The following is a 15,245-nucleotide window of genomic DNA, read 5'->3' as shown; positions in this document are numbered from 1 at the left end:
CCCCGCAGCATCGCGAAGGGCCCCGTCCGTACAACGGACGGGGCCCTTCGGCTTGCGCGTGGCGAGCGCAGCGATCAGTGGTGGCCGTGGCCGCTCGTGATCTCCTTGTACTCCTCGACGGTCGGCTTCGGGATCTGGCTGTCCTCGTTGTAGTACGCCTTGCTGAGCTTGGCGCGCAGCTTCTCGGAAGCCTTGATCTTGCGCGTGACGCCGTTCTCGTCGACGGCCGGGCCGATCTGGGCCGGCTCGTACTGGTCGTGCGCGGTGAGCGTGTGCAGCTGCTCCTGGCTGAGCGGCTCGTGGACCTCGATGAACTCACCGTGCGGCAGGCGCTTGATGATGCCCGTCTCGCGGCCGTGCAGCACCTTGTCGCGGTCCCGGCGCTGGAGGCCGAGGCAGATGCGCTTGGTGATGATGAACGCGAGGACCGGGGCCACGAAGAACGCGATCCGCACGAACCAGGTGATGGCGTTGATCGACAGGTGGAAGTGGGTGGCCCAGAGGTCGTTTCCACCACCGATCAGCAGCACCATGTACCAGGTGATCCACGCGACACCGAAGGCCGTGCGGGTCGGCGCGTTGCGCGGGCGGTCCAGGATGTGGTGCTCACGCTTGTCGCCGGTGACCCAGGCCTCGATGAAGGGGTAGACCGCGATCGCGACCAGCACCAGCGGGAAGATGATCAGCGGGATGAACACACCCAGGACGAGCGTGTGGCCGCCGAAGTTGACCTCCCAGCCCGGCATGACACGGATCAGGCCCTCGGAGAAGCCCATGTACCAGTCGGGCTGGGCGCCGGTGGACACCTGGTCCGCACGGTACGGGCCAATACTCCAGATCGGGTTGATCGTGGCGATCGCCGAGATGACCGCGATCACGCCGAAGACCAGGAAGAAGAAGCCTCCGGCCTTGGCCATGTAGACCGGCAGCAGCGGCATGCCGACGACGTTGTTGTTCGTCTTTCCGGGGCCCGCGAACTGCGTGTGCTTGTGGTAGAAGACCAGGATCAGGTGCGCCACCACGAGACCGAGCATGATGCCCGGCAGCAGCAGGATGTGGACCGAGTAGAAGCGGGCCACGAAGTCGCCGCCGGGGAACTCTCCGCCGAACAGGAAGAAGGAGAGGTACGTGCCGACGACCGGCACGGACAGGACCGCGCCCTCCATGAAGCGGACACCGGTGCCGGAGAGCAGGTCGTCCGGGAGCGAGTAACCGGTGAAGCCGGTGAACATGCCCAGGACGAACAGCAGGAAGCCGAACAGCCAGTTGACCTCACGCGGCTTGCGGAACGCGCCGGTGAAGAACACGCGCATCATGTGCACGAACATGCCGGCGAGGAAGATCAGCGCCGCCCAGTGGTGGATCTGCCGGATCAGCAGACCGCCGCGCACGTCGAACGAGATGTGCATCGTCGAGTTGAACGCCTCGGACATCAGCTGCCCCTGCAGCGGGACGTACGAGCCGTGATACGTGACCTCGTTCATCGACGGGTGGAAGAACAGCGTCAGGTAGACACCCGTGATGATGATGATCAGGAAGGTGTAGAGGCAGACCTCGCCCAGCATGAACGACCAGTGGTCGGGGAAGATCTTGCGCATGTTGGCCTTGGCCAGGGAGTAGATCCCCAGGCGGCCGTCGGCCCAGTCGGCGACCCGCTCGCCGGCCGGTGCCTTCCCGCGGGAGCGGGACTCGTTGTTCTCGTTCGTGCTCATCCGCGCTCCCAGAAGGCAGGCCCGACGGGCTCCTCGAAGTCGCCGAGCGCCTCGAGGTAACCCTCGTCGTTCACGCCGATGCGCAGCTGCGGCAGGGCGTGGCCGGCCGGGCCGAAGATCACCCGGCCGCCGTCGGACAGGTCGAAGGTGGACTGGTGGCAGGGGCAGAGGACGTGGTGCGTCTGCTGCTCGTACAGGGAGATCGGGCAACCGACGTGGGTGCAGATCTTCGAGTACGCCACGATGCCCTGGTAGGACCACTCAAGCTCTTGCTTGTCCTTGATGTTGTCCGGCTGGATGCGGACGATCATCGTCGCGGCCTTGGCGATCTCGGTCTGGAAGTCGTGGTCGTGCTCCTCCAGGCCCTCGGGCTTGACGAAGGTCAGCGAGCCGACCTGGATGTCGGAGGGACGCAGCGGCTCGTTCGTGTTCATGTTGACGAGCAGCTTGCCCTTGGACCAGATCGTGTGGCGCAGCTTGGTGCCGGGCAGCGGGCCGAGGTCGCGCAGGAGGATGACGCCGGAGAGCGGGAACAGGGCCAGCGCGCCGAACATCGTGTTGCGGATCAGCTTGCGGCGGCCGAGCGCGGATTCCTTGGCGCCCTGCTTGAAGTCGGCCATGACCTTGGCCTTGACCTCGGGCGTGGCCTCGATCGGGTGGCGCTCGTCGGCGATCTCCTCGTCCGACATCAGCGTGCGGGCCCAGTGGACCGCGCCGGCGCCGATGCAGAACAGGGCGATACCCAGGCAGGTGCCCAGCGCCAGGTTCAGCGCGCTGACGTGCCCGATCGGCCAGACGTAGACCGACGTGTCGATACCGATCGTCACGTACGAGGCGATGAAGCCGACGGTGGCCAGCATCGACACGGTGAACAGCAGGGCGACCGTGCGCTCGGAGCGCTTGGCGGCCCGCTCGTCGATGTCCTGTACGCGGTGCTCGTGGGGCGGCAGGCCGGGGTCGGCGAACGGGTTCTTCTCGTCCGCGACGGTCACCGCACCGGGCGCGTGCTCCTGCTCTGCGGGCAGGTTCTCTTCGGGATTGTCTTGGCTACTCATGACTTCTTGGCCTTTGCGGTCCGAGCGGCGACCCATACGGCGACGGCGATCAGCCCACCGAGACCGAAGACCCAGGCGAACAGGCCCTCGCTGACCGGACCGAGACCGCCGAGGCTGAGACCACCGGGCTCCACGGTGTCGTCGCTGTTGACCGCGTCGAGGTACGCGATGATGTCCTTCTTGTTCTTCTCCGTCAGCGTGGTGTCGGGGAAGGACGGCATGTTCTGCGGGCCGGTCTGCATGGCCTCGTAGATGTGCTTCGGGCTGACACCCTCAAGAGTCGGCGCGTACTTGCCCTTGGACAGCGCACCACCCTTGCCGGTGAAGTTGTGGCACTGCGCGCAGTTGGTGCGGAAGAGTTCGCCGCCCTTGGCAATGTCCGCGCCCTCGGGGCTGTACTCCTCCTTGGTCGGGATGGAGGGACCGGCGCCGAACGAGGCGATGTAGGCCGCGAGCTGGTCGATCTCCGCCTGGGAGTAGATGACCTTCTTCCGCGGGACCTGTGCGCCCGGCTGCTGGGCCGGCATACGGCCGGTGCCGACCTGGAAGTCGACGGCCGCGGCGCCCACACCCACCAGGCTCGGCCCGTCGGAGGTGCCCTGACCGCCGGTGCCGTGGCAGCTGGCGCAGCCCACGGCGTAGAGCTTCTTGCCCTCTTCGATGGCGAGGGACTGCGCGGACTCATCGGCCTGCGCCTTGTCCGCGGGCGCGAAGGCGGTGTACAGCCCCGCGCAGGCCGCCAGCGCGATGAATAGGACGACGACCGCCGCCAGAGGATGGCGTCGTCGTGCGGAGAGCTTTTTCACGGATTACCCCGGTGTCAGGATTTTCTGCGTCGATGCTTCTGGCTGTGATCGGTTGGCCGCGGCCGACGGGTCCGCCGCGGACGGCAGCCCGATTACTTGATCATGTAGATCGTGGCGAAAAGGCCGATCCAGACGACATCGACGAAGTGCCAGTAGTAGGACACGACGATGGCGGCGGTCGCCTGCTCGTGGGTGAACCTCCGGGCCGCGTAGGTGCGGCCGAGGACCAGCAGGAAGGCGATGAGACCGCCCGTCACGTGCAGGCCGTGGAAGCCGGTGGTCAGGTAGAAGACCGAGCCGTAGGGGTCGGAGGAGAGCGAGAGACCCTCTTCCTTGACCAGCTCGGTGTACTCGAAGATCTGACCGCCGATGAAGATCGCACCCATGATGAAGGTCACGATGAACCACATCCGGAGCTTCTTCACGTCCCCGCGCTCGGCGGCGAACACGCCGAGCTGGCAGGTGAGCGAGGAGAGCACCAGGATCGTGGTGTTCGTCGCCGAGAACGGGAAGTTCAGCGCGCTGGCCTTCTCGTGCCAGAAATCGGCTCCGGTCACCGAACGCAGGGTGAAGTACATCGCGAAGAGGGCCGCGAAGAACATCAGCTCGGAGCTCAACCAGATGATGGTTCCGACGCTGGTGAGGTTCGGCCGGTTGACCGACGGGTGCGCGTGCCCGGTATCTACTGTCGTTGCTGTCGCCACGACCGACATTATGTCGGTCGCTTATCCCGCCCTCACTCCCGGGGGTGCTGTTCGGAGTGTCCGGGGTGTACGGACCGCTGTTGACGTGGTGTTCAAGGGAGTAGCATCCGCGCAACGGTGCTTGTCCGTACGACGCTGACGTCTCGGAGGAAGAATGCAGCCGACCGCCACGGTGCTGGTCTACAGCGATGACTCCAACACCCGCGAACAGGTGCGGCTGGCCGCCGGCCGCAGGCCTGCGGCGGACGTTCCCTTGGTCGAGTTCGTGGAGTGTGCCACTCCGGGTGCCGTGATCAAGGAGCTGGACAAGGGCGGGATCGACGTCTGCGTTCTGGACGGGGAGGCCGTCCCCATGGGGGGCATGGGGGTGTGCCGGCAGATCAAGGACGAGATCTTCAACTGTCCTCCGGTGCTTCTGCTGATCGGGCGGCCTCAGGATGCGTGGCTGGCCACGTGGAGCCGGGCCGATGCGGCGGTGACCCTGCCGGTCGAGCCCGTGGAGTTCGCGGACGCGCTGGCTTCCCTGCTGCGGCGGCATGCCCTGAGCGCCTGAGACCGCACGCGGAGTTCCCCGCGCCCCCTGAAAGGGGCGCGGGGAACTCGGGTCAGACCGTCTCGGGGCTCAGGCGGAGAGCCTGGTCAGGGTGGGGCGACGTGCCGGACACCAGGGCGCTGCCCTCGCGCCACTTGTCCCACGGCAGGTTCCAGTCGCCGAAGCCGTTGCCGAAGGGGGCCATCATCTCGCCGTTCGAGTTGACGACCTGGACGAGGTCTCCCTCGCGCACGGTGTCGTAGAACCACTGGGCGTTGGCGCTGCTCATGCCCGTGCAGCCGTGGCTGACGTTGGCGTAGCCCTGGGACCCGGTGGACCAGGGGGCGGCGTGGACGTACTCGCCGCTCTTGGTGACCCTGACGGAGTTGTGGACGGTCAGGTCGTAGAACTCCGCGGCACCTATGCTGGCGCTGGTCATGCGCACGGTGCCTTCCTTGGCCAGGATGACCTTGACGCCGTTGCGGGTGTCCCAGCCGGGCTTACCCGTGGTTATCGGGATCTGCTTGATGGCCGCGCCGTTCCTGTAGACGGTCATCTGGTGTGTCGCGGAGTCCGTGACGGCGACGATGCTGTCGCCCGTGGTGAGCTTCAGGGGCTTGGCGCTGCCGCCCCAGAGGCGGTCACCGACCTTGATGCCGTCCAGGTTGCTGTGCACCTGGATCGTGGCGTTGCTGGGCCAGTACTCCTTGGGGCGGAAGTGGAGCTTCGTGTCGTCCACCCAGTACCAGGTGCCCTCGACTGAGGGCGTCGAGTCGACCTTCAGGGCGCGTTCCACGACGGCCCGTGAGGCGCTGTCCTTGACGGGTGCGCTGAGCTCGGCGGTGACGGGCTGGCCGACGCCGTATGTACCTGTCTTGGGGCCGAAGGTGACGTTCAGCCGCTTCGTGGTGGCGGGCTTGCCGGTGTTGAGGCTGAGGACCTTGCGGCCGACGGCGCTGTCGTCGTCCTCGGTGCTCACCCGGACCGTGTAGTGAGCGTTGGCGGCGAGCGGGGACGTGCTGTGCCAGCGCCTGCCGTCGGCGGAGAGTTCGCCCGCGACGTAGCGTCCCGTGGCGTCCACGGCCGTGACGTCGGTGATCCGTCCGTCGTCGTCGGCGGTGATCTCCAGGGGCTTGTCGGGGTCGGCCTTCTTGCCGTCGCCGGTGGGGGTGTTGAACGAGATCTGGTCCGCCGCGTCGTACGGATCGGCGGAGAGCGGGTGGCCACCAGAGGTGCAGGCAGCCATGGCTATGCCGAGGGTGAGTGCCGGCACTATGCGGCCGGCGACCGTGCGGGTTCGCGGTGAGTGGCTCATGCCCTCACGCTAGGAAGGGACCACCGGAGTGGCACGGCGGGTGGGCCGTACGGGGGAATCCGGTGCGGCAAACGAGGGGGCCCGGACCCTCCTGGCGGAGTGTCCGGGCCCCCTCGGCGCTCAGCGCGTGTTACTGGTTCTGGTTCTCACCGCGGTAGTACTCGAAGACCCAGCCCCACAGGCCGATCAGGATGATCGGGGCCGAGAAGTACAGCAGCCACCAGCCGAAGACGACGCCCATGAAGGCGAGCGCGCCACCGATGCCGAGCGCGAGCGGCTGCCAGCTGTGCGGGCTGAAGAAGCCCACCTCGCCCGCGTCGTCCGCGACGTCGGCCTCCTTGTTGTCCTGCGCGCCGACGTCGACCCGCCGGGCCGTGAAGGCCAGGTAGTAGCCGACCATGATGCACAGGCCGAAGGCGAGGAAGAGCGCCGTGGTGCCGGCCGGCTCCTTCGACCACACGCCATAGACGATCGCCATGGCGAGGACGAAGACGCTCAGCCAGATGAACATCTTGCCCTGGATCTTCACTTGCCGGCCTCCTTGCCGCTGCCCGCGAGCTCACCGGAAGCCGGGCCGCCCTGGCCGAGCTGCTCCAGCGCGGCGATCTCGGGGTGGTGCAGGTCGAACGCCGGGGATTCGCTGCGGATCCGCGGCAGGGTGAGGAAGTTGTGCCGCGGCGGCGGGCAGGAGGTCGCCCATTCCAGCGAACGGCCGTAACCCCACGGGTCGTCGACCTCGACCTTCTTGCCGTACTTGGCGGTCTTCCACACGTTGTAGAAGAACGGCAGGATCGACAGGCCGAGCACGAAGGAACTGATCGTCGAGATCGTGTTCAGGGCGGTGAAGCCGTCGGCCGCCAGGTAGTCGGCGTAACGGCGCGGCATGCCCTCGGCGCCCAGCCAGTGCTGGACGAGGAACGTGCCGTGGAATCCGACGAACAGCGTCCAGAACGTGATCTTGCCGAGGCGCTCGTCGAGCATCTTGCCGGTGAACTTCGGCCACCAGAAGTGGAAGCCGGAGAACATCGCGAAGACGACGGTGCCGAAGACGACGTAGTGGAAGTGGGCCACCACGAAGTACGAGTCGGAGACGTGGAAGTCCATCGGGGGCGAGGCGAGGATGACACCGGTCAGACCACCGAAGGTGAAGGTGATCAGGAATCCGGTCGCCCAGAGCATCGGTGTCTCGAAGGACAGCGAGCCCTTCCACATGGTGCCGATCCAGTTGAAGAACTTCACGCCGGTCGGGACGGCGATGAGGAACGTCATGAAGGAGAAGAACGGCAGCAGCACACCGCCGGTGACGTACATGTGGTGCGCCCACACCGTCACGGAGAGACCCGCGATGGCGATGGTGGCGCCGATCAGGCCCATGTAGCCGAACATCGGCTTGCGGGAGAAGACCGGGATGACCTCACTGATGATGCCGAAGAACGGCAGCGCGATGATGTACACCTCTGGATGGCCGAAGAACCAGAAGAGGTGTTGCCACAGCAGCGCTCCGCCGTTGGACGCGTCGAAGACATGGGCGCCGAACTTGCGGTCCGCCTCCAGCGCGAACAGTGCCGCCGCGAGGACGGGGAAGGCCAGCAGGACCAGGACCGCGGTCAGCAGCACGTTCCACGTGAAGATCGGCATGCGGAACATCGTCATGCCGGGTGCGCGCATGCAGATGATGGTGGTGATGAAGTTGACCGCGCCGAGGATGGTACCGAAGCCGGAGAAGGCCAGACCCATGATCCACATGTCGGCGCCGATGCCCGGCGAGCGGACCGCGTCCGACAGCGGCGAGTAGGCGAACCAGCCGAAGTCGGCCGCGCCCTGCGGGGTGAGGAAGCCACCCACCGCGATGAGCGAGCCGAACAGGTACAGCCAGTAGGCGAACATGTTCAGCCGCGGGAAGGCCACGTCGGGCGCGCCGATCTGCAGCGGCATGATCCAGTTCGTGAAGCCCGCGAACAGCGGCGTCGCGAACATCAGCAGCATGATCGTGCCGTGCATCGTGAACGCCTGGTTGAACTGCTCGTTCGACATGATCTGCGTGCCCGGACGGGCCAGCTCGGCGCGCATGAAGAGCGCCATCACGCCACCGATGCAGAAGAACGCGAACGACGTCACCAGATACAGGGTGCCGATCGTCTTGTGGTCCGTCGTGGTCAGCCACTTCACCACGACGTTGCCGGGCTGCCTGCGCCGTACCGGCAGCTCGTTCTCGTACGAGCCTTCGGCGGTGGCGGCACCCTGAGGTTCGTTGAGGATGCTCACAGTTGGGTCGTCTCCCGGTTCTTCTCGTTGCTCGTCTGCTCGATACCGGAGGGGACGTAACCGGTCTGACCGTTCTCCGCGAGCTTCTTGAGGTGTGCCTCGTAGCGCTCGGGAGAGACGACCTTCACGTTGAAGAGCATCCGAGAGTGGTCGACGCCGCAGAGTTCGGCGCACTTGCCCAGGAAGGTGCCCTCGTCGTTGGGCGTGACCTGGAAGACATTGGTGTGGCCCGGGATGACGTCCTGCTTGAACAGGAACGGCACCACCCAGAAGGAGTGGATGACGTCCCGCGAGGTGAGGATGAAGCGGACCGTCTTGCCCTCGGGGAGCCAGAGGGTCGGGCCGGGGTTGTTGGTCTGCGGGTTCCGCTCACCGGGGGTACCGCAGGTGTAGACGCCGCCCGCGTTGTCCGGGAACTGCTTCTTCCACTTGTCCGGGATCGCGTCCAGGTTCTTGTCGGTCTTCGCGTTGCCGGTGGAGCCTTCGACGTTCGCGACGTAGTTGAAGCACCAGCTCCACTGGAAGCCGACCACGTTGACCGTGACGTCCGGCTTCTTCGAGGTGTCGAGGAGCTTCGTCTCGTCGCGGGCTGTGAAGTAGAACAGCACCGAGACGATGATCAGCGGAACGACCGTGTACAGCGCCTCGATGGGCATGTTGTACCGGGTCTGCGGGGGAACCTCGACCTTGGTACGGCTACGCCGGTGGAACATGGCGCTCCACAGGATCAGCCCCCACACCAGCACGCCGGTGGCGAGCGCGGCCGCCCACGAACCCTGCCACAGGGAGAGGATCCGCGGAGCCTCTTCCGTGACCGGGGTGGGCATACCAAGGCGGGGGAAGTCCTTGTATGTGCAACCGGTGGCGGTCGCCAGGACCAGGCCCGCGGTCAGTGCCTGCAGCAGCTTCCGCCGCATCGGGCGCCGCGGCATGGGGGTACCGCCCACGCCCTTCAGGCGGTGGGGGAGGTCGGAGCCGTTGGGACTCACGTAGCGCCTTCCCGAGAGTCTCGCCCGCGCTGTTGGCTGCGGCCTTCTCGCTGGTCGGTCGCCGCCCTGCGTCGGGCAGGGGTTTGATGTTTATGCGGACCAAACCCTACTGGACGCCGTCCGGCGGCTTGCGGGAGGGGTGGGCAACGCGTGGCGGGTCGCTCGGCGGGTCGCTCCGCGGGTTGGGCGGGGGTTGGGTTGCCCGGCCCTTGGGGGGTTCTGGTGGGGGTTTGGGGGCGCCTAGTAGCTCGGAAGGGTCGGTTTGTATGGCGACTGCGGGTTTGTGGCGGGCTGGTCGCGCAGTTCCCCGCGCCCCTCGTGACTGCCCCGGAGGTTTAGCGTTGCTGTGTGGGCTACTTCGACGCTGCTTCCGCTGCTCCTCTTCATCCTGTTGCCCGGCAGGCGCTTCAGGTCTCTCTCGATGAAGGGTGGGCCGATCCCTCGCGGCTGTACCGGGAGGGGCGGCGGGCCCGGATGTTGCTCGACGCGGCGCGGGAGGCGGCGGCCGAGGCCGTGGGGTGCCGGCCGGACGAGTTGGTGTTCACCCCCTCCGGTACGCGGGCCGTGCACTCCGGGATCGCGGGGGCCCTGGCGGGGCGTCGCCGGATCGGGACTCACCTGATCGTGTCAACTGTCGAACATTCTTCGGTGTTGCATTCCGCGGAGATGCATGAGGCGGGAGGCGGCACGGTGACGCGGGTCGGTGTCGACCGCGCGGGTGCGGTCACCGCCGAGGCGTACGCCGCCGCGCTCCGCCCCGACACCGCCCTGGCCTGTCTGCAGTCGGCCAACCACGAGGTGGGTACGGAGCAGCCGGTGGCCGAGGTGGCGTCGGCATGCCGTGCCGCCGGGGTGCCGTTGCTGGTGGACGCGGCGCAGTCGCTGGCGTGGGGGCCGGTGGAGGGTGACTGGTCCCTGCTGGCGGCGAGTGCGCACAAATGGGGCGGGCCGTCGGGTGTCGGGCTGCTCGTCGTCCGCAAGGGGGTGCGGTTCGCGCCCCAGGGCCCCGTGGACGAGCGGGAGTCGGGGCGGGCGGCCGGGTTCGAGAACATCCCGGCGATCGTGGCGGCGGCGGCCTCCCTGCGGGCCGTACAGGCCGAGGCGGCCCAGGAGGCCGTACGGCTGCGGGAGTTGACGGAGCGGATCCGGGCGCGGGTGCCGGCGTCGGTGCCGGACGTGGAGGTGGTGGGGGATCCGGTGCGGCGGCTGCCGGGCGTGGTCACCTTCTCCTGTCTCTATGTCGACGGGGAGACATTGCTGCACGAGCTGGACCGGGCCGGCTTCTCCGTCTCGTCCGGTTCGTCCTGCACGAGCAGCACGCTGACGCCGAGCCATGTGCTGAAGGCGATGGGGGTGCTGAGCGAGGGCAACGTCCGGGTCTCGCTGCCGCCGGGCACAGCGGAGGAGGACGTCGAACGGTTCCTCGACGTCCTGCCGACCGCGGTGTCGGCGGTCCGCGAGAAGCTGGGCGCCCCGGTCACGGCTCCCGCGGCGACCGCGCGGGAGGACTCCCTCGTCGTGGACTCGCTCGGCAAGCGCTGCCCGATCCCCGTCATCGAGCTGGCGAAGGTCATCGGGGACGTCCCGGTCGGCGGCACGGTCCGCGTCCTGTCGGACGACGAGGCCGCGCGTCTGGACATCCCGGCGTGGTGCGAGATGCGGGGGCAGGAGTACCTGGGTGAGGAGCCGGCGGAGCGGGGCTCGGCCTACGTGGTCCGCCGGCTGTCGTAGCTGAGTCGAAGCAATCGGCTCCGGGCCGGAGCCGATACGCCTCAGGTCAGGTGGACCCGCACGTCGGAGGCCGCCTCGTCGCCGTACGCCTTGGCGAAGCGCTCCATGAAGTGGGCGCGGCGCAGCCGGTACTCCTGGGTGCCGACCGTCTCGATGACGAGCGTGGCGAGCATGCAGCCGACCTGGGCCGCGCGCTCCAGGGAGACGCCCCAGGCAAGACCGGAGAGGAAGCCCGCGCGGAAGGCGTCGCCGACACCCGTCGGGTCGGCCTTGCGCTCCTCGTCGGGGCAGCCGACCTCGATCGGCGCCTCACCGGCCCGCTCGACGCGCACGCCCTGCGCGCCGAGGGTGGTGACGCGATGGCCGACCTTGGAGAGGATCTCGGCGTCCGTCCAGCCCGTCTTGGACTCGATGAGCCCCTTCTCGTACTCGTTGGAGAAGAGGTACGTCGCGCCGTCCAGCAGTATGCGGATCTCGTCGCCGTCCATGCGCGCGATCTGCTGGGAGAAGTCCGCGGCGAAGGGGATGCCCCGGGAGCGGCACTCCTCGGTGTGGCGCAGCATCGCCTCGGGGTCGTCCGCGCCGATGGAGACGAGGTCGAGGCCGCCGACCCGGTCGGCGACGGTCTTCAGCTCGATGAGGCGGGCCTCGCTCATGGCGCCGGTGTAGAAGGAGCCGATCTGGTTGTGGTCGGCGTCCGTGGTGCACACGAAGCGGGCCGTGTGCAGCGTCTCGGAGATACGCACCGAGGCCGTGTCGACGCCGTGCCGGTCCAGCCATGCCCGGTACTCGTCGAAGTCCTGGCCCGCCGCGCCGACGAGGATCGGCTTCGTGCCCAGCTGACCCATGCCGAAGGCGATGTTCGCACCTACTCCTCCCCTGCGGACGTCGAGTTTGTCGACCAGGAAGGAGAGGGAGACCGTGTGCAGCTGATCCGCGACGAACTGGTCCGCGAATCGGCCGGGGAAGGTCATGAGGTGGTCATTGGCGATGGAGCCGGTGACTGCGATACGCACGGCTAGGACACGCTCCTGCGAGGGGAGGGGATTGACAGTTCACGCTATCGGGTCGACCTCCCACACTGAAGCGGGAGAAACTACCCGATAGTAGGTCTTTTTACGCGGCTCCGGCGGTGCATACGGTTCCGGTATGACGAACCTCAGGAACGTAGAGGTCCACAGGTCCGCCTCACGCGACCCGGAAGGCGGTCTCGCGGCACTGCGCGGCGACTGTGCCCGGATGGCGCCGCACTGGGCGGCCCCCGACCGGATCATTGCCCTCCCGGTGTCCCCGTCACTCATCCACGGTGTGACGGTGCCCCGGGAGTCGGCCCGCCTCCTGGACGCGATGTCCGACTACGGGGACTGAGCCGGCCGCGGCGGCCAAGCCCGTCCGGCACTCGACGGCCAAGAGGCGCCCGGACAGGGAACCGTGCGCTCCCCCGCCGCGTCCCATCGCTGTCCCCCTTAAAGGGGACCCGGTATACGACCCTTCCGTGCCCCTCCTTCCTGGCAGGACCGGGTCACCAGGGACAGCTGTGGAGCTGAAGGAGCGATGCGGTGAGCACCGAGCGACCCGACAACGACGCGAAACCCGACACCACCGAGGGTGCCGAGTGCGCCGAGGCCGCTGAGGACGCTGAGGACAGCGCTGCGAAGGCCGAGAGTGGCGTCGGCGGTAAGGGCGACAACAACAGCGACGGCACCAAAGGCACCGAAGGCACCGAAGGCACCGAAGGCACCGAAGAGCCTGCAAGCTCCGAGCGGTCTGAGCGCCCCGAGGAGCCAGCACGTCCGGAAGCCCCCTCACTCGCCGGGAACGACGTGAGCGCCGGCGCTGTCGAAGGCGTCAAGGGTGTCAAGGACGTCGAGGAGGTCAAGGAAGTCACGGAGGTCAAGGAGGTCAAGGAGGTCACGGGCATCGAGTGCGTCGAGGAGCCCAAGGCCCGGCGTGGGCGTTCCTCCGTGCTCATCGCCTCGGTGGCGGCCGCGGTGCTGCTCGTCGGAGGCGGCGGGGCCTACCTCGCCGCGGGCACCACCGGCGGTTCCGGCGGCGGCAGCGACTCCGGCGCCCCGGCCGGCGACGGCACTCCCCCGCCGCTGACCCTCGACGGCTACACCGAGGGCGGTACGAGCGGGATCGCCCCCGGCGAGCCCAACCCCAACGGCGTGACCTACCGCGCCGACGGCGACCTCCCCGACGGCCCGGCCTCCGCGCCCATCTACCGGTCGACCGGTGACGTGACCACCGCCGAAGTGGCCCGCCTCGCGCAGGCCCTCGGTGTCGAGGGAACCCCCAAGATCGAGGGCGACACCTGGAAGGTGGGCGCTTCGAAGGACGGTTCCGGCCCGAGCCTCCAGGTGAACAAGGACGCACCGGGCACATGGACGTTCAGCCGGTACGCACCCGGCACCGACAACTGTCAGAAGGCCGACGTCTGCGCCTCGGCCTCGGACACCGCGGCCGGGGGTGACCCGGTCAGCGAGGCCGCGGCGAAGAAGGCGGCCGCCCCGGTGCTGAAGGCCGTCGGCCAGGACGCGGCCAAGCTGGACACCACCCAGGTCGCGGGCGCCATCAGGACGGTGAACGCCGATCCCGAGGTCGGCGGGTTGCCCACGTACGGCTGGACGACCGGCATCCAGATCGGCGCCGACGGTCAGGTGACCAGCGGTAGCGGCAACGTGAAGACGCCGGTCAAGGGGGACACGTACCCCGTCATCGGCGCGCAGAAGGCGCTGGACCTGATGAACGGACCGGGCCGGGCCACCGGCGACGGCGGGCGCAAGGGCATCGGCGGTTGCGCCGGCCCTGTACCGCTGAGGGGCGAGGACGGGGCCTCGTGCGAGCCGGCGACCGCGGCTCCGGCGCCGGACCCGGTCACCGTCGTCGACGACGCCGTCTTCGGGCTGGCCGCGCGCTTCACGGAGGGCCGGCAGGTGCTCGTGCCGTCCTGGCTGTTCCAGGTACGGCCGGAGGGGGTCGGCGCGGGCTTCATGGTGACCCACCCGGCGGTCGACCCGGCGTACCTGACCGCGCCCGAGCCGCCGTCGTCGGTCACGCCGTCGCCGCTCAACCCGGGCGAGCCCTCGGGCTCGGCGCCGAAGACGCGCAATGTCCCGGTCGAGGGCTACACGACGCAGGGCAACGACCTGACCGTGAGCTTCTGGGGCGGGGTGTGCAGCGAGTACTCGGCCTCGGCGGACGAGGCGAACGGCAAGGTGACGGTCACCGTGACCGAGGAGCCGTCCGACACCAAGGTCTGCATCCTGATCGCGAAGGCCCTGGAGCGCACGGTGCGGCTGGAAAAGCCGCTCGGTGACCGCGAGGTCGTGGGCACGAACGGGAAGGAGATCCCGAAGGGGAGCCTCACCGACCGGGCCCCGAGCGCCAGGTAGTTCACCAGCAGGCAGTTCACCGGTACGCACACGAAGGCGGCGTCCCCGTCGGAGGGGGACGCCGCCTTCGTACGCGCTTGGTACGTGCGCGGTACGCGCTGCGTGCGCCGAAAGGGCGGGCGGCTCAGTTGAAGGAGTCGCCGCAGGCGCAGGAACCCGTCGCGTTCGGGTTGTCGATCGTGAAGCCCTGCTTCTCGATGGTGTCGACGAAGTCGACGGTGGCGCCGCCCAGGTACGGGGCGCTCATGCGGTCGGTGACGACCTTGACTCCGCCGAAGTCCTTCTCGACGTCGCCGTCGAGGGAACGCTCGTCGAAGAAGAGCTGGTAGCGCAGGCCGGAGCAGCCGCCGGGCTGGACGGCGACGCGCAGCGCCAGGTCGTCACGGCCTTCCTGGTCGAGCAGGGCCTTGACCTTGGCCGCGGCGGCGTCGGTCAGGATGATGCCGTCGGTGACGGTGGTGGTCTCGTCCGATACGGACATCTACATCTCTCCCGGGTTGTACGGAGACTGCTTGCCGACGTGTCCAACCGGCCGGGCCGCGGATTCATTCCGGGCCGGACGGTTTCCTTCGCGTCTCTCTTCATGCTCGCACATGGGCCGTGGAGCGGGGAGCGCCCTGTGGAGCACCGGTCACCGGGTCGGCTGACGGGCCGTCGGGATTCACGTCACATCGACGCTATGGCCATCGTCAAACTGACGTGAAGCGGTTATGATAGATAACGTCAATTCGACGAAAAGCC

Annotated in this window: 14 protein-coding genes; 4 read left to right on the top strand and 10 right to left on the bottom strand. The window is 68.0% G+C overall.

Annotated features, from left to right (window positions below; all coding sequences use genetic code 11):
• Positions 1 to 74: 74 nt before the first annotated feature.
• The 4 genes from E0500_RS32235 to E0500_RS32220 all read right to left on the bottom strand — a co-directional run bounded on the left by E0500_RS32235 (position 75) and on the right by E0500_RS32220 (position 4,286).
• On the bottom strand, positions 75 to 1,712 hold the full coding sequence (locus E0500_RS32235) for a cytochrome bc complex cytochrome b subunit (RefSeq protein WP_131571351.1): 1,638 nt from the start codon (positions 1,710 to 1,712) through the stop codon (positions 75 to 77).
• Complete coding sequence (locus E0500_RS32230; RefSeq protein ID WP_131571354.1) at positions 1,709 to 2,767, bottom strand: ubiquinol-cytochrome c reductase iron-sulfur subunit; 1,059 nt, start codon at positions 2,765 to 2,767, stop codon at positions 1,709 to 1,711. The genes E0500_RS32235 and E0500_RS32230 overlap by 4 nt, the downstream gene beginning before the upstream one ends.
• Positions 2,764 to 3,573 (bottom strand): c-type cytochrome, encoded by an 810-nt coding sequence (locus E0500_RS32225; RefSeq protein WP_131571357.1) that lies wholly within the window; start codon positions 3,571 to 3,573, stop codon positions 2,764 to 2,766. The genes E0500_RS32230 and E0500_RS32225 overlap by 4 nt, the downstream gene beginning before the upstream one ends.
• Positions 3,574 to 3,665: 92 nt before the next feature.
• On the bottom strand, positions 3,666 to 4,286 hold the full coding sequence (locus E0500_RS32220; protein WP_131571360.1) for a heme-copper oxidase subunit III: 621 nt from the start codon (positions 4,284 to 4,286) through the stop codon (positions 3,666 to 3,668).
• Between the two features lie 145 nt (positions 4,287 to 4,431).
• On the opposite strand from E0500_RS32220, the gene E0500_RS32215 reads away from it, so the two are divergent.
• Positions 4,432 to 4,830, top strand: a complete 399-nt coding sequence (locus E0500_RS32215) for a response regulator transcription factor (RefSeq protein ID WP_131571363.1) — start codon at positions 4,432 to 4,434, stop codon at positions 4,828 to 4,830.
• 52 nt (positions 4,831 to 4,882) lie between these two features.
• On the opposite strand, the gene E0500_RS32210 is transcribed toward E0500_RS32215, so the two are convergent.
• The 4 genes from E0500_RS32210 to coxB form a co-directional block, all read right to left on the bottom strand.
• Positions 4,883 to 6,124: an Ig-like domain-containing protein gene (locus E0500_RS32210; protein ID WP_131571366.1), complete on the bottom strand. Its 1,242-nt coding sequence runs from the start codon at positions 6,122 to 6,124 to the stop codon at positions 4,883 to 4,885.
• A gap of 130 nt (positions 6,125 to 6,254) precedes the next feature.
• A complete protein-coding gene (locus tag E0500_RS32205) occupies positions 6,255 to 6,653 on the bottom strand; it encodes a cytochrome c oxidase subunit 4 (protein WP_131571368.1) in 399 nt (132 codons plus the stop codon).
• Positions 6,650 to 8,389, bottom strand: a complete 1,740-nt coding sequence (gene ctaD / locus E0500_RS32200; protein ID WP_181587305.1) for a cytochrome c oxidase subunit I — start codon at positions 8,387 to 8,389, stop codon at positions 6,650 to 6,652. The genes E0500_RS32205 and ctaD overlap by 4 nt, the downstream gene beginning before the upstream one ends.
• The gene (coxB, locus tag E0500_RS32195; RefSeq protein ID WP_399120406.1) at positions 8,386 to 9,378 is read right to left on the bottom strand and encodes a cytochrome c oxidase subunit II; all 993 of its coding nucleotides are present in this window, start codon (positions 9,376 to 9,378) and stop codon (positions 8,386 to 8,388) included. The genes ctaD and coxB overlap by 4 nt, the downstream gene beginning before the upstream one ends.
• A gap of 348 nt (positions 9,379 to 9,726) precedes the next feature.
• Here coxB and E0500_RS32190 point away from each other — a divergent pair, with 348 nt between their 5' ends.
• Positions 9,727 to 11,109, top strand: coding sequence for a cysteine desulfurase/sulfurtransferase TusA family protein (locus E0500_RS32190; protein ID WP_131568139.1), 1,383 nt, complete (start codon positions 9,727 to 9,729; stop codon positions 11,107 to 11,109).
• 41 nt (positions 11,110 to 11,150) lie between these two features.
• Here the strand turns inward: E0500_RS32190 and E0500_RS32185 are convergent, their stop codons facing one another.
• Positions 11,151 to 12,125: a carbohydrate kinase family protein gene (locus E0500_RS32185; protein ID WP_131568141.1), complete on the bottom strand. Its 975-nt coding sequence runs from the start codon at positions 12,123 to 12,125 to the stop codon at positions 11,151 to 11,153.
• A 133-nt stretch (positions 12,126 to 12,258) separates the two neighbouring features.
• Here E0500_RS32185 and E0500_RS32180 point away from each other — a divergent pair, with 133 nt between their 5' ends.
• A complete protein-coding gene (locus E0500_RS32180) occupies positions 12,259 to 12,477 on the top strand; it encodes a hypothetical protein (RefSeq protein WP_131568143.1) in 219 nt (72 codons plus the stop codon).
• 191 nt (positions 12,478 to 12,668) lie between these two features.
• Complete coding sequence (locus E0500_RS32175; protein ID WP_309505264.1) at positions 12,669 to 14,504, top strand: hypothetical protein; 1,836 nt, start codon at positions 12,669 to 12,671, stop codon at positions 14,502 to 14,504.
• A gap of 124 nt (positions 14,505 to 14,628) precedes the next feature.
• On the opposite strand, the gene E0500_RS32170 is transcribed toward E0500_RS32175, so the two are convergent.
• Positions 14,629 to 14,985 (bottom strand): iron-sulfur cluster assembly accessory protein, encoded by a 357-nt coding sequence (locus tag E0500_RS32170; RefSeq protein ID WP_131568145.1) that lies wholly within the window; start codon positions 14,983 to 14,985, stop codon positions 14,629 to 14,631.
• Positions 14,986 to 15,245: the final 260 nt, after the last annotated feature.

This window comes from Streptomyces sp. KM273126, from assembly GCF_004337435.2.
Lineage (GTDB): Bacteria > Actinomycetota > Actinomycetes > Streptomycetales > Streptomycetaceae > Streptomyces > Streptomyces acidicola.
The sequence above is the reverse complement of the archived record's forward strand: the minus strand, read 5'-3'. Positions and strand labels throughout refer to the sequence as shown.

Coding starts and splice junctions, on each gene's coding strand:
- E0500_RS32170 (WP_131568145.1), bottom strand. CDS start 14,985: ATGTCCGTATCGGACGAGACCACCACCGTCACCGACGGCATCATCCTG.
- E0500_RS32235 (WP_131571351.1), bottom strand. CDS start 1,712: ATGAGCACGAACGAGAACAACGAGTCCCGCTCCCGCGGGAAGGCACCG.
- E0500_RS32215 (WP_131571363.1), top strand. CDS start 4,432: ATGCAGCCGACCGCCACGGTGCTGGTCTACAGCGATGACTCCAACACC.
- E0500_RS32180 (WP_131568143.1), top strand. CDS start 12,259: ATGACGAACCTCAGGAACGTAGAGGTCCACAGGTCCGCCTCACGCGAC.
- E0500_RS32210 (WP_131571366.1), bottom strand. CDS start 6,124: ATGAGCCACTCACCGCGAACCCGCACGGTCGCCGGCCGCATAGTGCCG.
- E0500_RS32230 (WP_131571354.1), bottom strand. CDS start 2,767: ATGAGTAGCCAAGACAATCCCGAAGAGAACCTGCCCGCAGAGCAGGAG.
- E0500_RS32220 (WP_131571360.1), bottom strand. CDS start 4,286: ATGTCGGTCGTGGCGACAGCAACGACAGTAGATACCGGGCACGCGCAC.